This window comes from Arthrobacter sp. H5 (assembly GCF_000520595.1).
GTDB lineage: Bacteria > Actinomycetota > Actinomycetes > Actinomycetales > Micrococcaceae > Arthrobacter_D.
The window spans coordinates 1-16115 of the sequence record NZ_KI914992.1; the positions used below are offsets into that span (position 1 = coordinate 1).

16 protein-coding genes and 1 tRNA gene are annotated in these 16115 nt (G+C 62.6%); 12 read left to right on the forward strand and 5 right to left on the reverse strand.

The features are described 5' to 3' along the window. The 9 genes from Y708_RS24115 to Y708_RS0109870 all read left to right on the forward strand — a co-directional run. The coding region (locus tag Y708_RS24115; RefSeq protein ID WP_162150463.1) for a transposase at window positions 1-311 on the forward strand (311 nt) is incomplete at its 5' end. 29 nt (window positions 312-340) lie between these two features. Continuing rightward, a complete protein-coding gene (locus Y708_RS0109835) occupies window positions 341-1222 on the forward strand; it encodes an NlpC/P60 family protein (RefSeq protein WP_028279809.1) in 882 nt (293 codons plus the stop codon). A gap of 212 nt (window positions 1223-1434) precedes the next feature. Beyond that, complete coding sequence (locus tag Y708_RS0109840; RefSeq protein WP_028279810.1) at window positions 1435-1935, forward strand: HNH endonuclease; 501 nt, start codon at window positions 1435-1437, stop codon at window positions 1933-1935. Continuing rightward, entirely contained in the window at window positions 1932-2561 is a 630-nt protein-coding gene (locus Y708_RS30990) for a molybdenum cofactor guanylyltransferase (protein ID WP_253905763.1), read from the forward strand. Before Y708_RS0109840 ends, Y708_RS30990 begins: the two co-directional genes overlap by 4 nt. A gap of 3 nt (window positions 2562-2564) precedes the next feature. After that, window positions 2565-2876 carry a DUF6457 domain-containing protein gene (locus Y708_RS30995; protein WP_051478872.1) on the forward strand — a complete coding sequence of 104 codons (312 nt, stop codon included), beginning with the start codon at window positions 2565-2567 and terminating at the stop codon, window positions 2874-2876. Beyond that, window positions 2873-4132 carry a molybdopterin molybdotransferase MoeA gene (locus Y708_RS24130; protein WP_051478873.1) on the forward strand — a complete coding sequence of 420 codons (1260 nt, stop codon included), beginning with the start codon at window positions 2873-2875 and terminating at the stop codon, window positions 4130-4132. The genes Y708_RS30995 and Y708_RS24130 overlap by 4 nt, the downstream gene beginning before the upstream one ends. Before the next feature lie 19 nt (window positions 4133-4151). Beyond that, window positions 4152-4985, forward strand: coding sequence for a formate dehydrogenase accessory sulfurtransferase FdhD (fdhD, locus tag Y708_RS0109860; protein ID WP_028279811.1), 834 nt, complete (start codon window positions 4152-4154; stop codon window positions 4983-4985). A 29-nt stretch (window positions 4986-5014) separates the two neighbouring features. Then, window positions 5015-6097 (forward strand): LLM class flavin-dependent oxidoreductase, encoded by a 1083-nt coding sequence (locus tag Y708_RS24135; protein WP_051478874.1) that lies wholly within the window; start codon window positions 5015-5017, stop codon window positions 6095-6097. Next, entirely contained in the window at window positions 6094-8013 is a 1920-nt protein-coding gene (locus tag Y708_RS0109870) for an ABC transporter ATP-binding protein (protein WP_028279812.1), read from the forward strand. Before Y708_RS24135 ends, Y708_RS0109870 begins: the two co-directional genes overlap by 4 nt. Before the next feature lie 45 nt (window positions 8014-8058). Here the strand turns inward: Y708_RS0109870 and Y708_RS24140 are convergent, their stop codons facing one another. Beyond that, window positions 8059-8694 carry a membrane protein YczE gene (locus tag Y708_RS24140; RefSeq protein WP_051478875.1) on the reverse strand — a complete coding sequence of 212 codons (636 nt, stop codon included), beginning with the start codon at window positions 8692-8694 and terminating at the stop codon, window positions 8059-8061. Window positions 8695-8756: 62 nt separating this feature from the next. Between Y708_RS24140 and Y708_RS0109880 the strand changes: the two genes are divergently transcribed. After that, entirely contained in the window at window positions 8757-10169 is a 1413-nt protein-coding gene (locus tag Y708_RS0109880; RefSeq protein WP_028279813.1) for a MocR-like transcription factor YczR, read from the forward strand. A 69-nt stretch (window positions 10170-10238) separates the two neighbouring features. Here Y708_RS0109880 and Y708_RS0109885 read toward each other — a convergent pair whose 3' ends face one another. From Y708_RS0109885 to Y708_RS0109900, 4 genes are all read right to left on the reverse strand, one after another. Beyond that, window positions 10239-10667, reverse strand: coding sequence for a DUF6314 family protein (locus Y708_RS0109885; protein ID WP_275451105.1), 429 nt, complete (start codon window positions 10665-10667; stop codon window positions 10239-10241). Continuing rightward, window positions 10657-10803 carry a hypothetical protein gene (locus tag Y708_RS29105; protein ID WP_155853803.1) on the reverse strand — a complete coding sequence of 49 codons (147 nt, stop codon included), beginning with the start codon at window positions 10801-10803 and terminating at the stop codon, window positions 10657-10659. The genes Y708_RS0109885 and Y708_RS29105 overlap by 11 nt, the downstream gene beginning before the upstream one ends. Before the next feature lie 138 nt (window positions 10804-10941). After that, window positions 10942-11018 (reverse strand) — tRNA-Arg (locus Y708_RS0109895). Window positions 11019-11043: 25 nt separating this feature from the next. Then, a complete protein-coding gene (locus Y708_RS0109900; RefSeq protein WP_028279815.1) occupies window positions 11044-11670 on the reverse strand; it encodes a hypothetical protein in 627 nt (208 codons plus the stop codon). A 138-nt stretch (window positions 11671-11808) separates the two neighbouring features. Here Y708_RS0109900 and Y708_RS0109905 point away from each other — a divergent pair, with 138 nt between their 5' ends. Both Y708_RS0109905 and pcrA read left to right on the forward strand, forming a co-directional pair. Further along, the gene (locus tag Y708_RS0109905; protein WP_028279816.1) at window positions 11809-13377 is read left to right on the forward strand and encodes an alanine/glycine:cation symporter family protein; all 1569 of its coding nucleotides are present in this window, start codon (window positions 11809-11811) and stop codon (window positions 13375-13377) included. Between the two features lie 141 nt (window positions 13378-13518). Then, entirely contained in the window at window positions 13519-15963 is a 2445-nt protein-coding gene (gene pcrA, locus Y708_RS0109910; RefSeq protein ID WP_028279817.1) for a DNA helicase PcrA, read from the forward strand. Window positions 15964-16115: the final 152 nt, after the last annotated feature.

Here is a 16115-nt window from a genome sequence, read left to right on the forward strand (position 1 = left end):
TGGCCAAGAAAGATTACGACTACCGGCCACGGTCACAAAGGGCCGCCAAGAGAGCCGGCGACGCAGACCCGGTCATGCCTCGAGTGCATCGTGCGATCAGCAATTTCAAGACGTGGCTGCGAGGGACACACCGATCTGTCAGCAATGAACAACTACAGGTTTACCTCGACGAATTCACGTTCCGCTACAACAGACGCAGCACGCCCATGGCTGCGTTCCAGACTCTCCTCGGTCTTGGCAGTCGGCAGCCGCCGACTACCTACCGCCAAATCACAGAAAATGGCCGAAACGCAAGACATGACCTGAGCTAACCGTTCACCCACTACCTGGAGAATCCCCCATGTCTTCTAGCACAACCATTGCGCGCCACCGGGCTGAAGTCCGCCGGACAGCGAACTTCACCGCTCTGGCCCATGCCGTCACGGAGAACGCGGGTGGCATGGGCCGTCAGGCCGCAGTCATCGCCGCAGCCTCCGGCCTGGTGCTCACGAGCGGAGTTTCCGCCAACGCCGCGGAGCTATCCGTTGATCGTGAATCGGTAACCTCCGCACTTGAGGTACAGGCAGCGCCCGCACCGGTTCAGGCTCCCGCGGAAGCCACTGTCTCCTTCAATAAAACCGCGGTGACGGCCATTGCCGCCCCTGCGGTTGTCGAAGCGCCGGTAGTTGAACTGGCGGCAGAGACCGTTGAGCCCGCTCCGCTTGAAACCCCCGCGGTCGCTGAGGCGGAAAGCCCCGCGGTCGCTGAGGCGGAAACCCCCGCGGTCTCTGAGGAGGAAAGCCCCGCGATTATCGAGGCAGCGGATAGCGAGCCAGCGGTTGCAGTGGACGCAGTTGTCGCCGCATCGGTGGCACCGGCTTCGGATTCAAAGCCGGCACCCGAGGCATCTTCAGGGGTTGCTGCAACCATCGCCGCAGCCGCACAGGGTCAGCTTGGGGTAATTCAGGACTGTACTCGGCTTGTCAGTAATGCTCTTGCCGCGGCAGGCATCAACTTCCACGGATGGCCCGCCGGCTACCTCTCCCTCGGGCCAACCGTCGGTGCAGGCGAAGCCATCCCCGGCGACCTGATCTACTACGCAGATGGTGGCATGGGCGCAGCCCACATCGCTGTTTACATTGGTAGCGGTCAAGCGGTGCACGGCGGATTCAACGGAAATCAGACAGTTGTTGCTCCGGCCAACCTTGGCTCCGGACCAGTCTTTATTCGTGTAGGCGGCTAAGCACCCGCACCCAGCACGGTCAAAAGAACCCCGCCAGCGGTAGGAGGGGTTCTTTTGAAGTTAAGCCGTGGGACACGGACAACGTTTAGGCCACAGATTCGCCTACCGGTGCCCGGTCGACATACCCTTAGCAGTGTCTAATTCGTTGTACCTTCGCTCTACCGGGGACAGCCCGGGTGTCGCAGGGGTATGGACGGCAAAGAGGAATGTGCATGCGCACTCTCGTTCTGAATGCTGGATACGAACCGCTGGCGGTGGTCACCTTCCGCCGGGCGCTGGTGCTTGTTCTGACAGGTAAGGCAAGTGTGGTCGCTGAAGGGGACGATCCAGTGATCGGTCCCAACGAAGTTCTGGGGCGTCCTTCTGTAATCCTGCTGAACCGGTACGTCAAGATTCCCTACCGACATGACTCCGTCGCTACCCGACGCGGAGTGTTGCGGCGTGACAACCACCTCTGTGCCTACTGCGGAAAGAGTGCATCAACCATCGATCACGTCATGCCCCGCTCCAGGGGAGGAGCCGACAGCTGGGAAAACCTGGTTGCATGCTGCCTGCGCTGCAACAACGCAAAGGGTGATAAGACGCTGGTATCGCTCGGCTGGTCGCTCAGGGTTGTGCCTAAGCCGCCGCGCGGTACGCACTGGCAGATCCGGGAGCTGGAAAAGCCTTCCCCCCAATGGAGTGAGTTCCTCCGGGCGGATACTGCCGCTTGAGCCAAACCTCACCCGATCACATCATTTTTGATGCGGCAGTGCTGGGCGGGGGACGTTCCTCCCGGCTGGGAGGTACCGCGAAGTCCTCGCTGCAACTGGATGGGCAGACACTGCTTCGTATCGCCTGCGCAGCGGCAGTTGGCGCGCGCCGACTCGTCGTGGTGGGAACGGGTGCGCCGCAGGGCCGGCACTGCATCCACAACGCCGAAGTTATCCGTGAGGACCCACCGTTTGGTGGACCCGCGGCGGCGGTGGCGGCCGCCGTCGTACATCTTCGTCCGCAACCCGCCGCCTGGCTGTTGGTGCTGGCCTGCGACATGCCCCGCATTGCGCGTGCGGTGCCGGTCTTGCTGGATGCTGCAGCACGCTCGGACCGGTCCGTGCTTGCCCGGGATGACAGCCGGGAGCAGCCGCTCGCCGCGCTGTATCGCACAGCGGATCTGGATGCGGCGGTCAGACAGATTGGCGGCAGCGTAAGAAATCTGTCTATGCGGGCCCTCCTTGCTACTGTGCAATGGAGTGCGGTTGACGTTCCGCACGGTACAACCATGGATGTTGACACCTGGGCGGATGCACGGGCATTGGGTGTTCTGGCCGCAACAGATCAACCGCAAGCGAAGGATTGAACAGTGCCACAGCAGGATCAGGTTCTTCAGGAATGGTGTGCCCGGCTCATTCAGGCGTTTGAACTGGAGGGCACGGAGGTTGACGTGGATGCCGTTCTGGCGCTGGCAGGCCGGGCGGCGCACTCGGTGGTCCGGCCCGCAGCGCCGCTGACCACTTTCATTGCCGGCTATGCGGCCGGTGTGGCAGTTGGTATGGGACAGGCGGGAAGCGGCCTGGCAATGGCGTCAGCGATCGAGGCGGCGGGCGCACAGTGTCCTTCCGACGAAAGCACCACAACCGAAACCAGAACCGAACCCGGATCTGAGAAGGCATGAGCAAAACAGTGGAGACAGTGCACGGTGCCGGTTGGCAGGAGGCCCTCCGTATCGCCTACGCTGCGGGCACCGCACTCCCGCCCCAGACCGTCACGTTGGCCGACGCGCTGGGGCAGACCCTGGCAGAACCAGTGGTGGCACTGCAGGGCATTCCGCACTATGCTTCCTCGGCGATGGACGGCTGGGCCGTCAGCGGCGCGCCGCCCTGGACCCTCGTCACGCCGCAGATCCTGGACGATCACTCTTGGCACCGTTCGGCGCATAAATCATCCGGCTTCACGGCGCTGACCTCTGGGGAGGCAACGTTCATCCTGACCGGTGGTGTGGTGCCCGACGGCGCCACAGGCATCCTGCGCACTGAGCACGGGGCAATCCGCGATGGTGTCCTCAACCGGAACGAGTGTTCCAGAGCGGACGAACCGCGCGACGCCGAGCATATCCGTCCTGCGGGAGAGGAGGCCGAGGAAGGCACGGAAGCCATCCCGGCCAATGTGACCTTGAATCCCGCACAGATCGCTTTGGCCGCGGTGTGCGGTTACGACACGCTTCCTGTGCTGCGGCCTCCAAGGGTTTCGCTGCTGCTGACCGGGGATGAGGTCATTGAGGCCGGCCTGCCGGAACCCGGCCAGGTGCGGGACACTTTTGGCCCGCAGCTGCCCGGCCTGGTGACCATGATGGGTGGCCACGTGGATACCTGGAGCAGGGCGCGGGATGACTTGGACGACGTCGTGGCCGCCATCAGCGGCGAGGCACTGGACGAGCTGTCTCTCGCGAGGGCATCCGGGGACGTACTGATCAGCACCGGCGGCACCGGCGCCTCGTCTGCGGACCACATCCGGCGGGCGCTGACACTGCTCGAGGCTGAGTTCATTATCGATGGTATTGCCATGAGACCGGGGCATCCAACGCTCCTTGCCCGGCTCAAGGATGGCCGATTTTTCGTTGGTCTGCCAGGAAACCCGCTGGCGGCAATGATGGCCATGTTCACAGTTGCCGGTCCGCTGATCGCCGGTTTGCGCGGCGCGCCTTTCCCGGAGCCTGGACACGTTCTGGCGGGAGAGGACTTCGATGAACTGCCGGGTCGCAGCAGGTTGGTACCCTACCGGCTGGAGTCGGGGCGTGCTGTGCCGCGTACCCACCACCGCTCGGGCATGCTGCGCGGGTTGGCCGAGGCGGACGGCGTCATGATTGTGCCCCAGAACGGTTGCCAACAGGACGAAACGGTGCCTTCGCTCACGCTTCCGTGGCACCGATGATTCCTCGACAGGAGCCCAATTGAGCCGCGTTACGCACCGCCGCAATATCACCAGGTTTCAACTGGATGCCCTGCCCCGAACACGTGAAGACGTGGTGGCCGGCGAGGAACCCCTGGAGATCCGTCTCGGCGGCAAATCCTTCAGTGTCACCATGCGGACGCCCGGCGAAGACTTTGACCTGGTTTCCGGTTTCCTAGTGTCCGAGGGCATTGTGTGGGATGCCGGCCAACTGGTCAGCCTCCGGTACTGTGCCGGCGTGGATGAGAGCGGCCGCCAGACTTTCAATGTGGTGGAGGCCCAGCTTCGGCCAGACGTCCCCCTGCCGGATACCACCATGGAGCGTCACGTCTACACGTCCAGCTCCTGCGGGATCTGCGGCACCGCATCGATCGAAGCGGTGCGGAAATCCTCTCACTTCGACGTGCACGACGACGGCGCCACGGTAGCGCTCGCCATGCTGGCCGCCCTGCCCGACAGGCTGAGGGAAAGCCAGAAGGTTTTCGACCGCACTGGCGGCGCACATGCGGCGGGGCTGTTCAGCCGAGACGGCGAATTACTGTGCCTTCGGGAGGACGTGGGCCGCCATAACGCAGTGGACAAAGTGGTGGGCTGGGCGCTGCGCAAGAATCTGCTGCCCCTGAGTGGGGCCATCCTCCAGGTCTCCGGGAGGGCATCTTTCGAACTCGTCCAGAAGGCCCAGCTGGCTGGAATTCCGATGCTCGCGGCGGTGAGTGCGCCGTCGTCGTTGGCTGTTGACCTCGCTGAGGATACCGGTGTGACGCTCGTGGGATTCAGCCGCGGCTCCTCCCTCAACTGCTATGCGCATCCCCATCGGATCAGCACACCGGAATAGCAGCCTCACCCACGGGGTTGACCGTGAGTATGGAACTCGGCATCTACAGCTTCGGTGACATTCACAAAAACCCCGTCACCGGGGAACGCACCTCGCCGCAGCAGCGGATGGCCCACCTGCTGGAACGCGCCAGGCTGGCCGACGAGGTTGGACTGCATTACTTTGGCATCGGTGAGCATCACCGGCCCGACTATGCGGTGTCCTCGGTGGTTCCGGTCCTGGCGGCGGCCGCCGCGCAGACCCGGAGCATTCATGTGGGATCAGCGGTCACCGTGCTGAGCACCGAGGATCCTGTGCGGGTGTACCAGCAGTTCGCTACCCTCGACCTGCTGTCCAATGGGCGGGCGGAGCTGACCGCAGGACGTGGATCCTTCATTGAGTCCTATCCATTGTTCGGGGCTTCGCTGGACGACTACGAGGCCCTCTATGAAGAGAAGGTCGGATTACTGCTGGACCTCGACAAACAGGAACGGGTGACCTGGAACGGCAGGTTCCGTGCGCCGCTGGAGGACGCCCTCATCCTGCCCCGCCCAACCACAGATCACCTGGACATCTGGATTGCCACCGGGGGGACGCCGTCGTCGTCCGTCCGGGCCGCACGGTTGGGGAAGCCGGTGATCTTTGCGCTCCTCGGCGGGACGGTGGGCAATTTTGCGCCGCATGCGGAGCTATATCGGGCCACCGCGTCGGAATCAGGGCACGACGCCGGTTCCCTCCGCGTGGGGGTGAGCGGGGTTGGTTTGGTGCTGAAGGAGAACGCGCACGATGTCTACCGTCCGTACTGGCTGGATTCCATGACCCGAATTTCAGCGGAGCGCGGATTTCCCAAACCCAGCGAGGTCACATACAACATGCAGGCGGCACGGTCCGGTGCGCTTTACGTGGGCAATCCGGAGCAGGTAGCGGAAAAGATTATCCTCACCCACTCACACATGCGCCACGATCGGCACATCCTCCAACTGGACTGGTCTTCTGTGCCCCAGGCGCAGGTGCTGGAATCGATTGAACTGCTGGGCACAGAGGTGCTTCCACTGGTGAATGAGGCGCTCGGTCACAAAGTGTCAGCGGAGGACCGTACGCTGGAAGTACAACCCCGTGGAGGCACTACATGAGCATGGAAGGTGCGGCCTGGAACTCCCTTTACCGGATTTCCTCCGCCAAAGACAGCAATAAGAAAATATCCAAGGAGACCGTAAAACGGATCTTCTCATTTGCGGTGCCGTACCGCGTCAAGCTGACGCTGTTCATCCTGCTGTCGGTGGTGTCTGCGGTGCTGGCTGTATCCACGCCGGTGCTGGCCGGGCAGGTGGTTGATGCGATCGTCTCGGGGACCGGGCTGCAGACCATCCTGTGGCTTGCAGTGGTGATCGCGCTGATTGCGGTTGCGGATGCTGCCGTGGGCATGGCCACCCGGTGGTACTCCTCGAGCATCGGCGAGGGCGTCATCCTGGATCTTCGCACCGCGGTGTTTGATCATGTGCAGAAAATGCCCATCGCCTTCTTCACGCGGACCCGGACCGGAGCCTTGGTCAGCCGGCTCAACAACGATGTCATCGGTGCGCAGCAGGCATTCAGCGGAACCCTTTCCGGGGTGGTAAGTAACGTTGTTGCCTTGGTCCTGACCATGATTGTCATGCTGAATACGTCCGTCCTGGTGACCGTCCTGGCCATGCTCATGCTGCCCATATTCCTCCTGCCTGCCCGCAGGATGGGTGGAAGGCTTGCAGCCCTGCGCCGTGAGGCGGCAGACCTGAATTCCTCCATGAGCACGCAGATGACGGAGCGTTTTTCAGCACCGGGCGCCACTCTGGTCAAGTTGTTTGGCCGGCCGGTTGAGGAATCGAACGAGTTTGAGCTGAGGGCATCCCGGGTGCGGGATATCGGCATCAAAGCGTCCATGCTCCAGTGGGTGTTCATGACCGCCCTCATGCTGGTTTCGGCGCTCGCCCTGGCTTTGGTCTACGGGCTGGGTGGTGCACTTGCTTTGGGCGGGCAGCTCAATGCAGGCGACGTTGTGACCCTTGCACTACTGCTCACGCGCCTCTACGCGCCGTTGACCAACCTTGCCAACGCCCGGGTGGAGATTATGAGCGCCGTCGTGAGTTTCGAGCGTGTCTTCGAAGTGCTGGACCTGGACCCTCTGATTAAGGAAAAGCCCGACGCCGGCTCCGTCCCGGCCGGGCCGGTCACCATCGAGTTCGACGACGTGCGGTTCGCCTATCCGTCAGCGGACAAAGTGTCACTTGCCTCACTGGAGGAGGTGTCCACGCTGGATACCCGCGGCGGTGAGGAAGTGCTGCACGGCATCAGCTTCCGCGTGGAACCTGGTCAGACCGTGGCACTCGTGGGCACCTCCGGCGCCGGCAAATCGACGATTGCCCAACTTCTGGCGCGGCTGTACGACGTCGACAGCGGCTCGGTCCGCCTCGGCGGCGCCGATGTCCGGGACGTCACCTTCGAGTCCCTGCGCCACACCATGGGGATGGTCACCCAGGACGGCCACCTGTTTCACGAGACCATCAAGTCCAACCTGCTGCTGGCCCGTCCTGGAGCGACGGACACTGAACTCTGGGATGCCGTCCGCCGGGCGCGGCTGGAGGCGCTCATTTCATCCCTGCCGGATCAGCTTGACACCATGGTGGGTGAGCGCGGTTACCGGCTCTCTGGCGGAGAACGCCAGCGCATGACGATCGCGAGGCTCCTGCTGGCACAGCCACGCGTGGTCATTCTCGATGAGGCCACAGCAGCACTGGATTCAACTTCGGAAGCCGCTGTGCAGGCTGCACTGACCGAAGCCCTTGAGGGCCGGACCGCAGTCGTTATTGCACACCGGTTGTCCACCATCCGCACCGCTGATCTCATTCTGGTGATCGAGGACGGACACATTGCAGAGCGCGGAACGCATGATGAGCTGATCGAACGCAGCGGCAGGTACGCCGAACTGCACCGCACGCAGTTCGCGGTGCAGAAGTCGGTGGCGCCGGATGAAGCTGCCGAAGCCCTCACCGGTTCGGGGCCGGGGAGCTAGTTCGCGGGGTTGTCTATTCTCCGCGTGCGTTCAGGCGGCCTCGGGTCAGGGCGTTGATTTCTGCAGGTCGCCGCCGAGTCGAGGTTCGCCTTTTGCCTCCGGCACCCTGAGGCGGGGGAGGGCCGCGTTGACCATGGGTCCGATGAGGAGCGCGAAGGCAACAGTGCCAAGGCCCACATTTCCGCCGAGCACCCAGCCAATAGCAAGAACCGTCACCTCGATGCAGGTACGGACCTTCCAGATCCGCCAGCCCCACTTCTGGTGGATGCCTGTCATCAGGCCATCGCGTGGGCCGGGTCCCATGCGTGCGCCGATGTAGAGCCCGGTGGCGACAGCCAGCAGCACGAGGCCCCCGGTAAACAGGATGATCTGCAGCCACAGGTCGGTCTGCTGGGGAATGATGGCAAGTCCAATTTCGGCACTGGGCCCGATGAGTAGAACGTTCAGGACTGTGCCGATCCCGGGCTTCTGACGGATCGGAATCCACAGTAGAAGCACGGCCAGCCCAATAAGGTTGGTCACCCAACCAAAGGGAATGCCGGTCTGCAGGGAGACGCCCTGGCCCAAAACATCCCATGGGGAGACGCCAATGCCGGCACGGATCATCATCCCGATGGAGAAGCCGTAGAGGAAGAGCCCGGTGAGGAGTTGAAGAATCCGTCGAAGCAGGAGGAAGTACATAGTAGAAAGTCAATCGCTAAATTGGTCTTCCCGCAAGATGCCAATTGCTATAAACTGGTCTGATGCAGGTCCTGAATTCTCGAAAATTGGAATCCTTACTACGCGACTGGCGCACCGCAGCGCCCGCGTACAGCGCTCTGGCTGACCGCATCCGCCTTCTGATTCTGGACGGACGGGTTCCCATCGGCACCCGGTTGCCCGCCGAGCGGGAACTCGCTCACCAGTTGGGAGTCAGCCGGACAACCGTTTCAGCGACTTTCGCCCGGTTGCGGGACTCGGGTTACCTCAGCAGTGTGCGGGGATCGGGTAGCGTGGCGCAGCTTCCCTCCCGTGACGCAGAAGCGTCCGACTCAATGTCGGCGGATCTGCTGGATTTCGGCAAAGCCGCGATGCCCGCTGCACCGGAGCTTGCCGATGCGGCGCTTCGCGCAGCGCAGGATCTGCCGGCGTATCTGGGTGGGCCGGGCTATGACCCAGTGGGGTTGCCCCAGCTTCGGCAAGCGATAGCCGAGCGGTACAACGCCAGGGGGTTGCCAACCAGTCCGGGGGAGGTGATGGTGACAGTCGGTGCACAGCACGCGATCGCGCTGGTGGCACGGGTGGTCATGGATCGCAGCGATAGCGCGCTGGTTGAGTCCCCAAGCTACCCACACGCCTATGAAGCGATCCGTGCCGCCGGACGGCGTCTGGTCCCGGTAAGCGTGACCACCGGGGACGGGTGGGACGACGACGCCATCCAGCAGGCGTTTGCGCGCACCAATCCGGCACTCGCGTATGTGATGCCGGACTTCCAGAACCCCACCGGGCAGGTCATGGCCACGGACCAACGACGGCGGGTGCTCGCTGCCGCGGCCAGGCACGGAACGGTGGTGGTGGCCGATGAAACAATGGCCGAGCTTGCCATCGACCAGGTGGATCAGCCGCTACCGCTCGCTGCCTACGGGGACGCCGTTCTGATCGGCTCGCTGGGAAAGACCGTGTGGGGAGGGCTGCGGATCGGTTGGATCCGGGCTGAGCCCACCCTGATCCACCGGCTGGTGCGGGCACGTTTCGCGGGCGACCTGGGCACCCCGATCCTGGAGCAGCTGATCGCTGTGGACCTCCTGGGCCAATATCCGGCGATACTTGCCCGACGGTCCGCGCAGCTCAGCCATGGCCGGCAACACCTTGAGGGCTTGTTGAGCCATACTTTCCCGGACTGGGACGTGCCGCGCGTCGGGGGTGGGCTTGCCTTATGGGTGGGACTTGGGCGGCCGGTCAGTTCCCAGCTCACTCTCGCCGCGCGGAGTGAGGGGCTGCTGCTGGCAGCCGGGCCGCAGTTCGGCCTGGACGGTGCCTTTGAACGGTTCCTTCGGCTGCCATTCAGCTACGCGGATGAGCAGACGGAACGCGCAGTCCGGATCCTCCATCGGGCGTGGGGTGCGTTGTCGCAGGCGCCCGCCCCGGAGCTGGGGTATCTGGCCGAGGTGGTGTGACCGGGTGCGGGGGTCTCCATGCGGTCACACCCGACCTTAGATCACCGGGAGCGTGCGGAGAGGGGACGATCAGCGTCGGGTGAGGTGCGTTGTCAGCAGCAGGTTCTTGTGCGGCCCGGTGATCTGCCAGCTATACGTCCAGTTGTCACACCTTTTGATAACAAACGTTCCCTGATAGAGATCGGGAGCGCAAGGATGTGTTGGGTTGTCGGTGCCTGCAGTCAGATCGAGGCTGTGAAAGAAGCGGCCGTCGCTGAAGTAGATTTCCATCGACGTGGCATTCGGGCCTGGATGCCAGTTCAATTCCCGTGTGGCGGCGACCGGAGTCCCGCCAGCCCACAGGAGAGTGCCGCGTTCGCTGTGCAGGAGGCCGGCGTCGTCGTTCTCGGTAAACGTTGCGGTGCCGGTGAAGGTGCCGGAAACACCCGCCGCGAGGTCCCGAAGGGTGCGGTCCACCGTCCACGTTCCGGCAAGATACCGGCGAAGATCAGAGACCAAAATGCTCGCGGATGTTCTTCAGCGACGTCATGGTGGATCCGAGGTCGCTGGTTGTCAGGGGCTGGCCGCCGCACGCGGATAGGAAGGCGCCCGCCACGCACAGCGGAAGCGCAAGAATCATCCGCCTGATTGCCATCAGTGCCTCCTTTGATCGAAATTACGCAGGACTCTACCTGCGTTGGATCGAGGCTGAGGAACTGCCACAGATGCCGCGATCACCGGTGATGCTCAGCTCACCCTTGCGATGGGCAGGGCTGCCCATCCGCATGCCGCGTGGTGCCCCTGGCCGGAATCGAACCGACGACCTTCCCTTTAGGAGAGGGACGCTCTATCCTACTGAGCTACAGAGGCGTGGGCCGGCGCTGAACCGGCGGTATTAGCTTACCTGCTCGGCAGGGCGCCCCCGCAAACCGGCGGGGAGCAGCGCTGCCAGCAGCCCTGAGATGCAACTGAGCCCAAACAGCACCCACCGGGCAATGGTGAGGCCCGAAGCCAACGCCACCGCTCCGCCGTCGGGCAGGTCCGCCGCCAGCATCGAATCGATGGCAACGTTCTCCCACAGGTCGGCGACCACGAACAGCAGCACCGGTACCCACAGCATCCAGCGCAACGGCCGCCGGCTCACATTAACCTGAACCAGCAGCAGCCAGGCAATTCCGAAGATCAACGGAAACAAAGTGCCGGCGGTCTTGTGGAGGTAACTGAGCTGGCCCAGTGCGTCCGGGTCCATGGCGCCCTGCAGTCCGGAAATATAGGCAATGTCGTAGCCTCCGAACAGCATATCGGGCATGGTCAATCCACCGGCGAGCTGGGCCATTTGGCCGAGGGCCAGCAGGTGGAAATACCAAAACAGGAACAGCGATGCCACAACGGCAGCGATGACAACCATGTTGGCGTTCTGCTGTGCCTTGGCCGGAGTTCGGGGGGCGGCCGGGTTAGGTGCCGCAGCGCCGCCGGCCCGGGGCCCATGCTTCCGGGCAATCTGTGCGCGTGTTTTGGCCATACCACCATTATGGATGCTTGGGGAAACCATCAGGCCAACCTGGGAATCGGCTCCAAAAATGGTAACGTTTTGGTACCAAAACAGCCCATGCCGGTGCTGTGATTGCAATCACAGAGCAGTATGGGGTTTGTTTAATGGATGGCAATTAACCAAGCACTACCCATGTCCACTGTTGCGGACGAAGTCGGATGGCTCGCGGGCCTTGAGGACGCCATAGATGCCGTTTTCAAACCCGTCGCGGAAGTTTTCGCAGCCATCGTCTTTGTTCCCATCACCATTGGAGACATAAGTTTCCCAGTGGTGGTTGCGCTGCTCATCCTGACAGCAGTGATCTTCACCTTCTACTTTGGGTTCATTCAGTTCAGGGGCCTGAAGGTTTCTTATGAAGTCATTCGCGGCCGCTACTCCTCGAAGAGCGACCCCGGAGAAGTTCCACACTTCCAGGCACTCACCTCAGCCCTTTCGGGCACGGTGGGCCTGGGAAACATTGCCGGTGTCGGCGCAGCAATGGCGCTCGGCGGCCCCGGTGCAACCTTCTGGATGATCCTGGCCGGACTGCTCGGTATGTGTACCAAGTTCGCGGAGTGCACGCTTGGCGTGAAGTACCGCGAGGTTCACGCGGACGGGACGGTTTCAGGTGGACCCTTCAAGTACCTGCCGGTGGCATTCAAGAAGTTCGGCAAATGGCCAGCCAAGATTCTCACCGGAATCTTCGCTGTCGCAATCCTGATCTTCGGTGTGGCCGGCGGCAACATGTTTCAAGCCAACCAAACCTTCGCCCAGGTTCAGGAAGTCACTGGCGGTGCCGATGGTTTCCTGGGAAGTGCCGGCGCTGCGCTCATTTTCGGCCTCGTCCTCGCGGGATTGGTCGCAGCCGTCATTCTCGGCGGAATCAAATCCATTGGAAAGACAACCAGTCGCTTGGTGCCGGCCATGGGCATCGTTTACGTCCTGGCCTGCCTTTTTGTCATTTTTGTCAACATCGATCAGGTTCCCGCGGCATTCGGAGCGATCATCCAGGGCGCTTTTGCTCCGGAAGGGCTGGCAGGCGGCATTGTCGGCGTCATGATCGTTGGCTTCCAGCGGGCGGCGTTCTCTAATGAGGCCGGCCTCGGCTCGGCGGCGATCGCGCACTCCGCGGTCAAAACCCGCCGTCCGGTCAGCGAGGGTTTTGTGGCAATGTTTGAGCCACTGGTTGACACCGTAGTGATCTGCACCATGACCGCGCTCACCATCGTCATTGCCAACGCTCCCAGCCTCCAAGCAGGAATCGACCAGGTGCAGAGCGGCGGAGCCACTCCCGACGGAGTGCTCCTGACCTCCGACGCGTTTGCAACAGTGATTTCATGGTTCCCTGTAGTGCTGGCGATCGCCGTGTCGCTGTTCGCGTTCTCCACACTGATCACCTGGTCCTACTACGGGCTGAAAGCCTGGGAGTACCTCTTTGGACGAGGCAAGACCTCGGAGATTATCTACAAGGTCATCTTCCTCGCGTTCACCGTGACCGGCTCCGTACTCACCTTTGGCCAGGTCCTCAACTTCGCCGACTCGGCGCTGTTTGTCTGCGCGTTTGTGAACCTGCTTGGCGTGTACATGCTGCTGCCGGTGATCAAGCGTGAGATGAAGGCCTACCTTGCTGACCGTAAGAGCGGCAAACTGCTGGAACTCGGCACTGAGCCTGAGGAAAAAGAAGCCGCCAGGCGCTAAGTAAGAACCCCGTCCGTATAGTGCCCGCCGGTTCAGTGAGCCGGCGGGCACTTGCATGCCCGGCCTCTTTCCTGCCGAGGCAGCGGAGAACGACGGCGCCAACAGGCTTTGTCCGTGCCAGCACCTAGACTTGATGTCACCATGGATATGCTTTTTGACCCGCACCTCAGCTCACCTCCCGCCGGCGCAGGGAGGGGCGCGGCGCCGTCGTCGTCCGCTGAAAACCACGCTGGGAACAGTCGGATCGATGACGCGAGGGCCAGCGAACTCCTCGACGGGATGAACCCGCAACAGGAGGAAGCGGTCAAGCACGGCGGAGCGCCGCTGCTGATTGTTGCCGGTGCCGGATCCGGAAAAACCAGGGTGTTGAGCCACCGCATCGCCCATCTCATGGCTACCGGGCGGTCTCACCCGGGCCAGATCCTGGCTATCACGTTCACCAATAAGGCCGCCGCGGAGATGCGGGAGCGCATCGAGGCGCTGGTGGGGGATGTTGCCAAGCGCATGTGGATCTCCACGTTCCATTCATCCTGCGTGCGGATACTGCGCCGCGAAGCTGCATCGATCGGGATGAACTCCAACTTCTCTATTTACGATTCAGCGGACACACTGCGCCTCATCACGCTGGTGGCCAAGGGGCTTGACCTCGACCCCAAACGGTTTGCACCAAAGGCCATGCAGCACAAGATTTCCGCGCTCAAGAATGAGCTCATCGACGAGGAATCCTACTTCGACGCGGCAAACTTTTCGGACCCGCTTGAGAGCGCTGTTGCGGAGGTTTACAAGGGCTATGCGCAGCGGCTCCGTCAGGCCAATGCCATGGACTTCGATGATCTGATTGCCCAGACGGTGTTCATGTTCAGGGCATTCCCCGGCGTCGCGGATTATTACCGCCGGCGCTTCCGGCACGTGCTGGTGGACGAGTACCAGGACACCAACCACGCCCAGTACGCGCTGGTGCGGGAAATTGTGGGCGTTGCCGGTGAAACCGTGGATGAGCCGGCCGAGCTCACGGTGGTGGGCGACTCCGACCAGTCGATCTACGCGTTCCGCGGGGCGGACGTCCGGAACATTGTGGAGTTTGAAAAGGATTACCCCAACGCCCGAACCATCCTGCTGGAACAAAACTACCGCTCCACGCAGAACATCCTGACCGCGGCCAACGCGGTGATCTCGCGCAACCCCAACAGGCCGGCCAAACGCCTGTGGACGGCCGAAGGCAACGGCGAGAAGATCGTTGGCTATGTTGGTGAGAATGAGCACGAGGAAGCCCGGTTCATCGCCGAGGAGATCGACCGGCTGCAGGACGAGGAAGGCCTTCGGCCCGGCGATGTTGCCGTGTTCTACCGCACCAACGCCCAGTCGCGCTCCATCGAGGAAATTCTTATGCGGGTGGGCCTGCCGTACAAGGTGGTGGGCGGCACCCGGTTTTATGAGCGCAAGGAAATCAAGGACGCACTGGCCTACCTACGCGTGCTGGTCAACCAGGAGGATGTTGTCAACCTCCGGAGAATCCTCAACGAACCAAAGCGCGGGATCGGGGACCGCGCGGAGTACGCCGTTGCTTCGCTGGGTGAACGTGACCGGATTGGGTTCATGGCGGCGCTGCGGCGCGCCGATGAGGCACCGGGAATGGCTACCCGTTCCATGAACGCTGTGGCCGGATTCGTGAAGCTGATCGACGATCTGTCCGAGGTTGCCGCCGGGTCCGGCGCGTCAGCCGCACTGGAGGCTATGCTGGAACAAACCGGATATCTGGCGCAGCTGCGCACCAGCAACGATCCACAGGATGAATCGCGGGTGGAAAACCTGGCCGAACTGGTCGCCGTGGTCAGGGAGTATGAGCTGGAGAACCCGGATGGCACGCTGGGGGATTTCCTCGAGCAGGTATCCCTCGTTGCGGATGCCGACCAGATTCCGGATGCGCCGGAGGGTTCCGAGGCCGAAGTGGAACAGGCGGTCGCTGAAGCCAAGCGGCAGGGCGTGGTCACGCTCATGACGCTGCACACCGCCAAGGGGCTCGAGTTTCCGGCGGTATTCCTGACGGGGATGGAGCAGGGAATATTCCCGCATCAACGCTCGGCCACCGATCCCAAGGAACTGGCAGAGGAGCGGCGATTGGCGTATGTAGGCCTCACCCGTGCGCGGAAGCGGCTGTACATCACCCGCTCGGAGGTGCGGAGCCTGTGGGGCCAGAGCCAGTACAACCCGGCGAGCCAGTTCATCGGCGAGGTTCCCGAGGAGCTCATTGCGTGGAAACGCGAGGGATCGTCCAAACCGGCATGGACCGGTGGGCAGAGCATCAACGGTCCCCGGTTCAGCGGCTCCTACTGGGGTGCCGGGGCAGGGTCCTCCGGCTCGGATTCCGCGCGGGGCTTGCCTGCGCAAAAATCGGTTGGCCGGGTGCAGCCGCAAAAGGAAGTTGTTGCGGTGTCGGTGGGGGACAAGGTGAACCACACCAGTTTCGGCAATGGGACTGTTCTTTCCGTTGAAGGCGCGGGCGACAAAACTGTGGCGAAAGTCAAATTCGACGTTGGTGAGAAGCGGCTTCTGCTGCGCTATGCCCCGTTGACCAAGGTGGGTTAGCCTTCTCACTGTTACGGTTCGAAAACCTGGGGGACACATGACAGGCGGGATCACGCATGGGCGGCTGCGCGCCGTCGTCGTTGGTTGCCTTCTCCTTGTGGCGCCGGTACTGACCGGCTGCGTGGAAGTTCCCACCGGCGGGCCCGCGCCTA

Coding starts and splice junctions, on each gene's coding strand:
- Y708_RS24130 (WP_051478873.1), top strand. CDS start 2,873: ATGAGCAAAACAGTGGAGACAGTGCACGGTGCCGGTTGGCAGGAGGCC.
- Y708_RS0109900 (WP_028279815.1), bottom strand. CDS start 11,670: ATGGCCAAAACACGCGCACAGATTGCCCGGAAGCATGGGCCCCGGGCC.
- Y708_RS0109905 (WP_028279816.1), top strand. CDS start 11,809: ATGGCAATTAACCAAGCACTACCCATGTCCACTGTTGCGGACGAAGTC.
- pcrA (WP_028279817.1), top strand. CDS start 13,519: ATGGATATGCTTTTTGACCCGCACCTCAGCTCACCTCCCGCCGGCGCA.
- Y708_RS0109840 (WP_028279810.1), top strand. CDS start 1,435: ATGCGCACTCTCGTTCTGAATGCTGGATACGAACCGCTGGCGGTGGTC.
- Y708_RS0109835 (WP_028279809.1), top strand. CDS start 341: ATGTCTTCTAGCACAACCATTGCGCGCCACCGGGCTGAAGTCCGCCGG.
- Y708_RS29105 (WP_155853803.1), bottom strand. CDS start 10,803: ATGGCAATCAGGCGGATGATTCTTGCGCTTCCGCTGTGCGTGGCGGGC.
- Y708_RS24135 (WP_051478874.1), top strand. CDS start 5,015: ATGGAACTCGGCATCTACAGCTTCGGTGACATTCACAAAAACCCCGTC.
- Y708_RS24140 (WP_051478875.1), bottom strand. CDS start 8,694: ATGTACTTCCTCCTGCTTCGACGGATTCTTCAACTCCTCACCGGGCTC.
- Y708_RS0109880 (WP_028279813.1), top strand. CDS start 8,757: ATGCAGGTCCTGAATTCTCGAAAATTGGAATCCTTACTACGCGACTGG.
- Y708_RS0109870 (WP_028279812.1), top strand. CDS start 6,094: ATGAGCATGGAAGGTGCGGCCTGGAACTCCCTTTACCGGATTTCCTCC.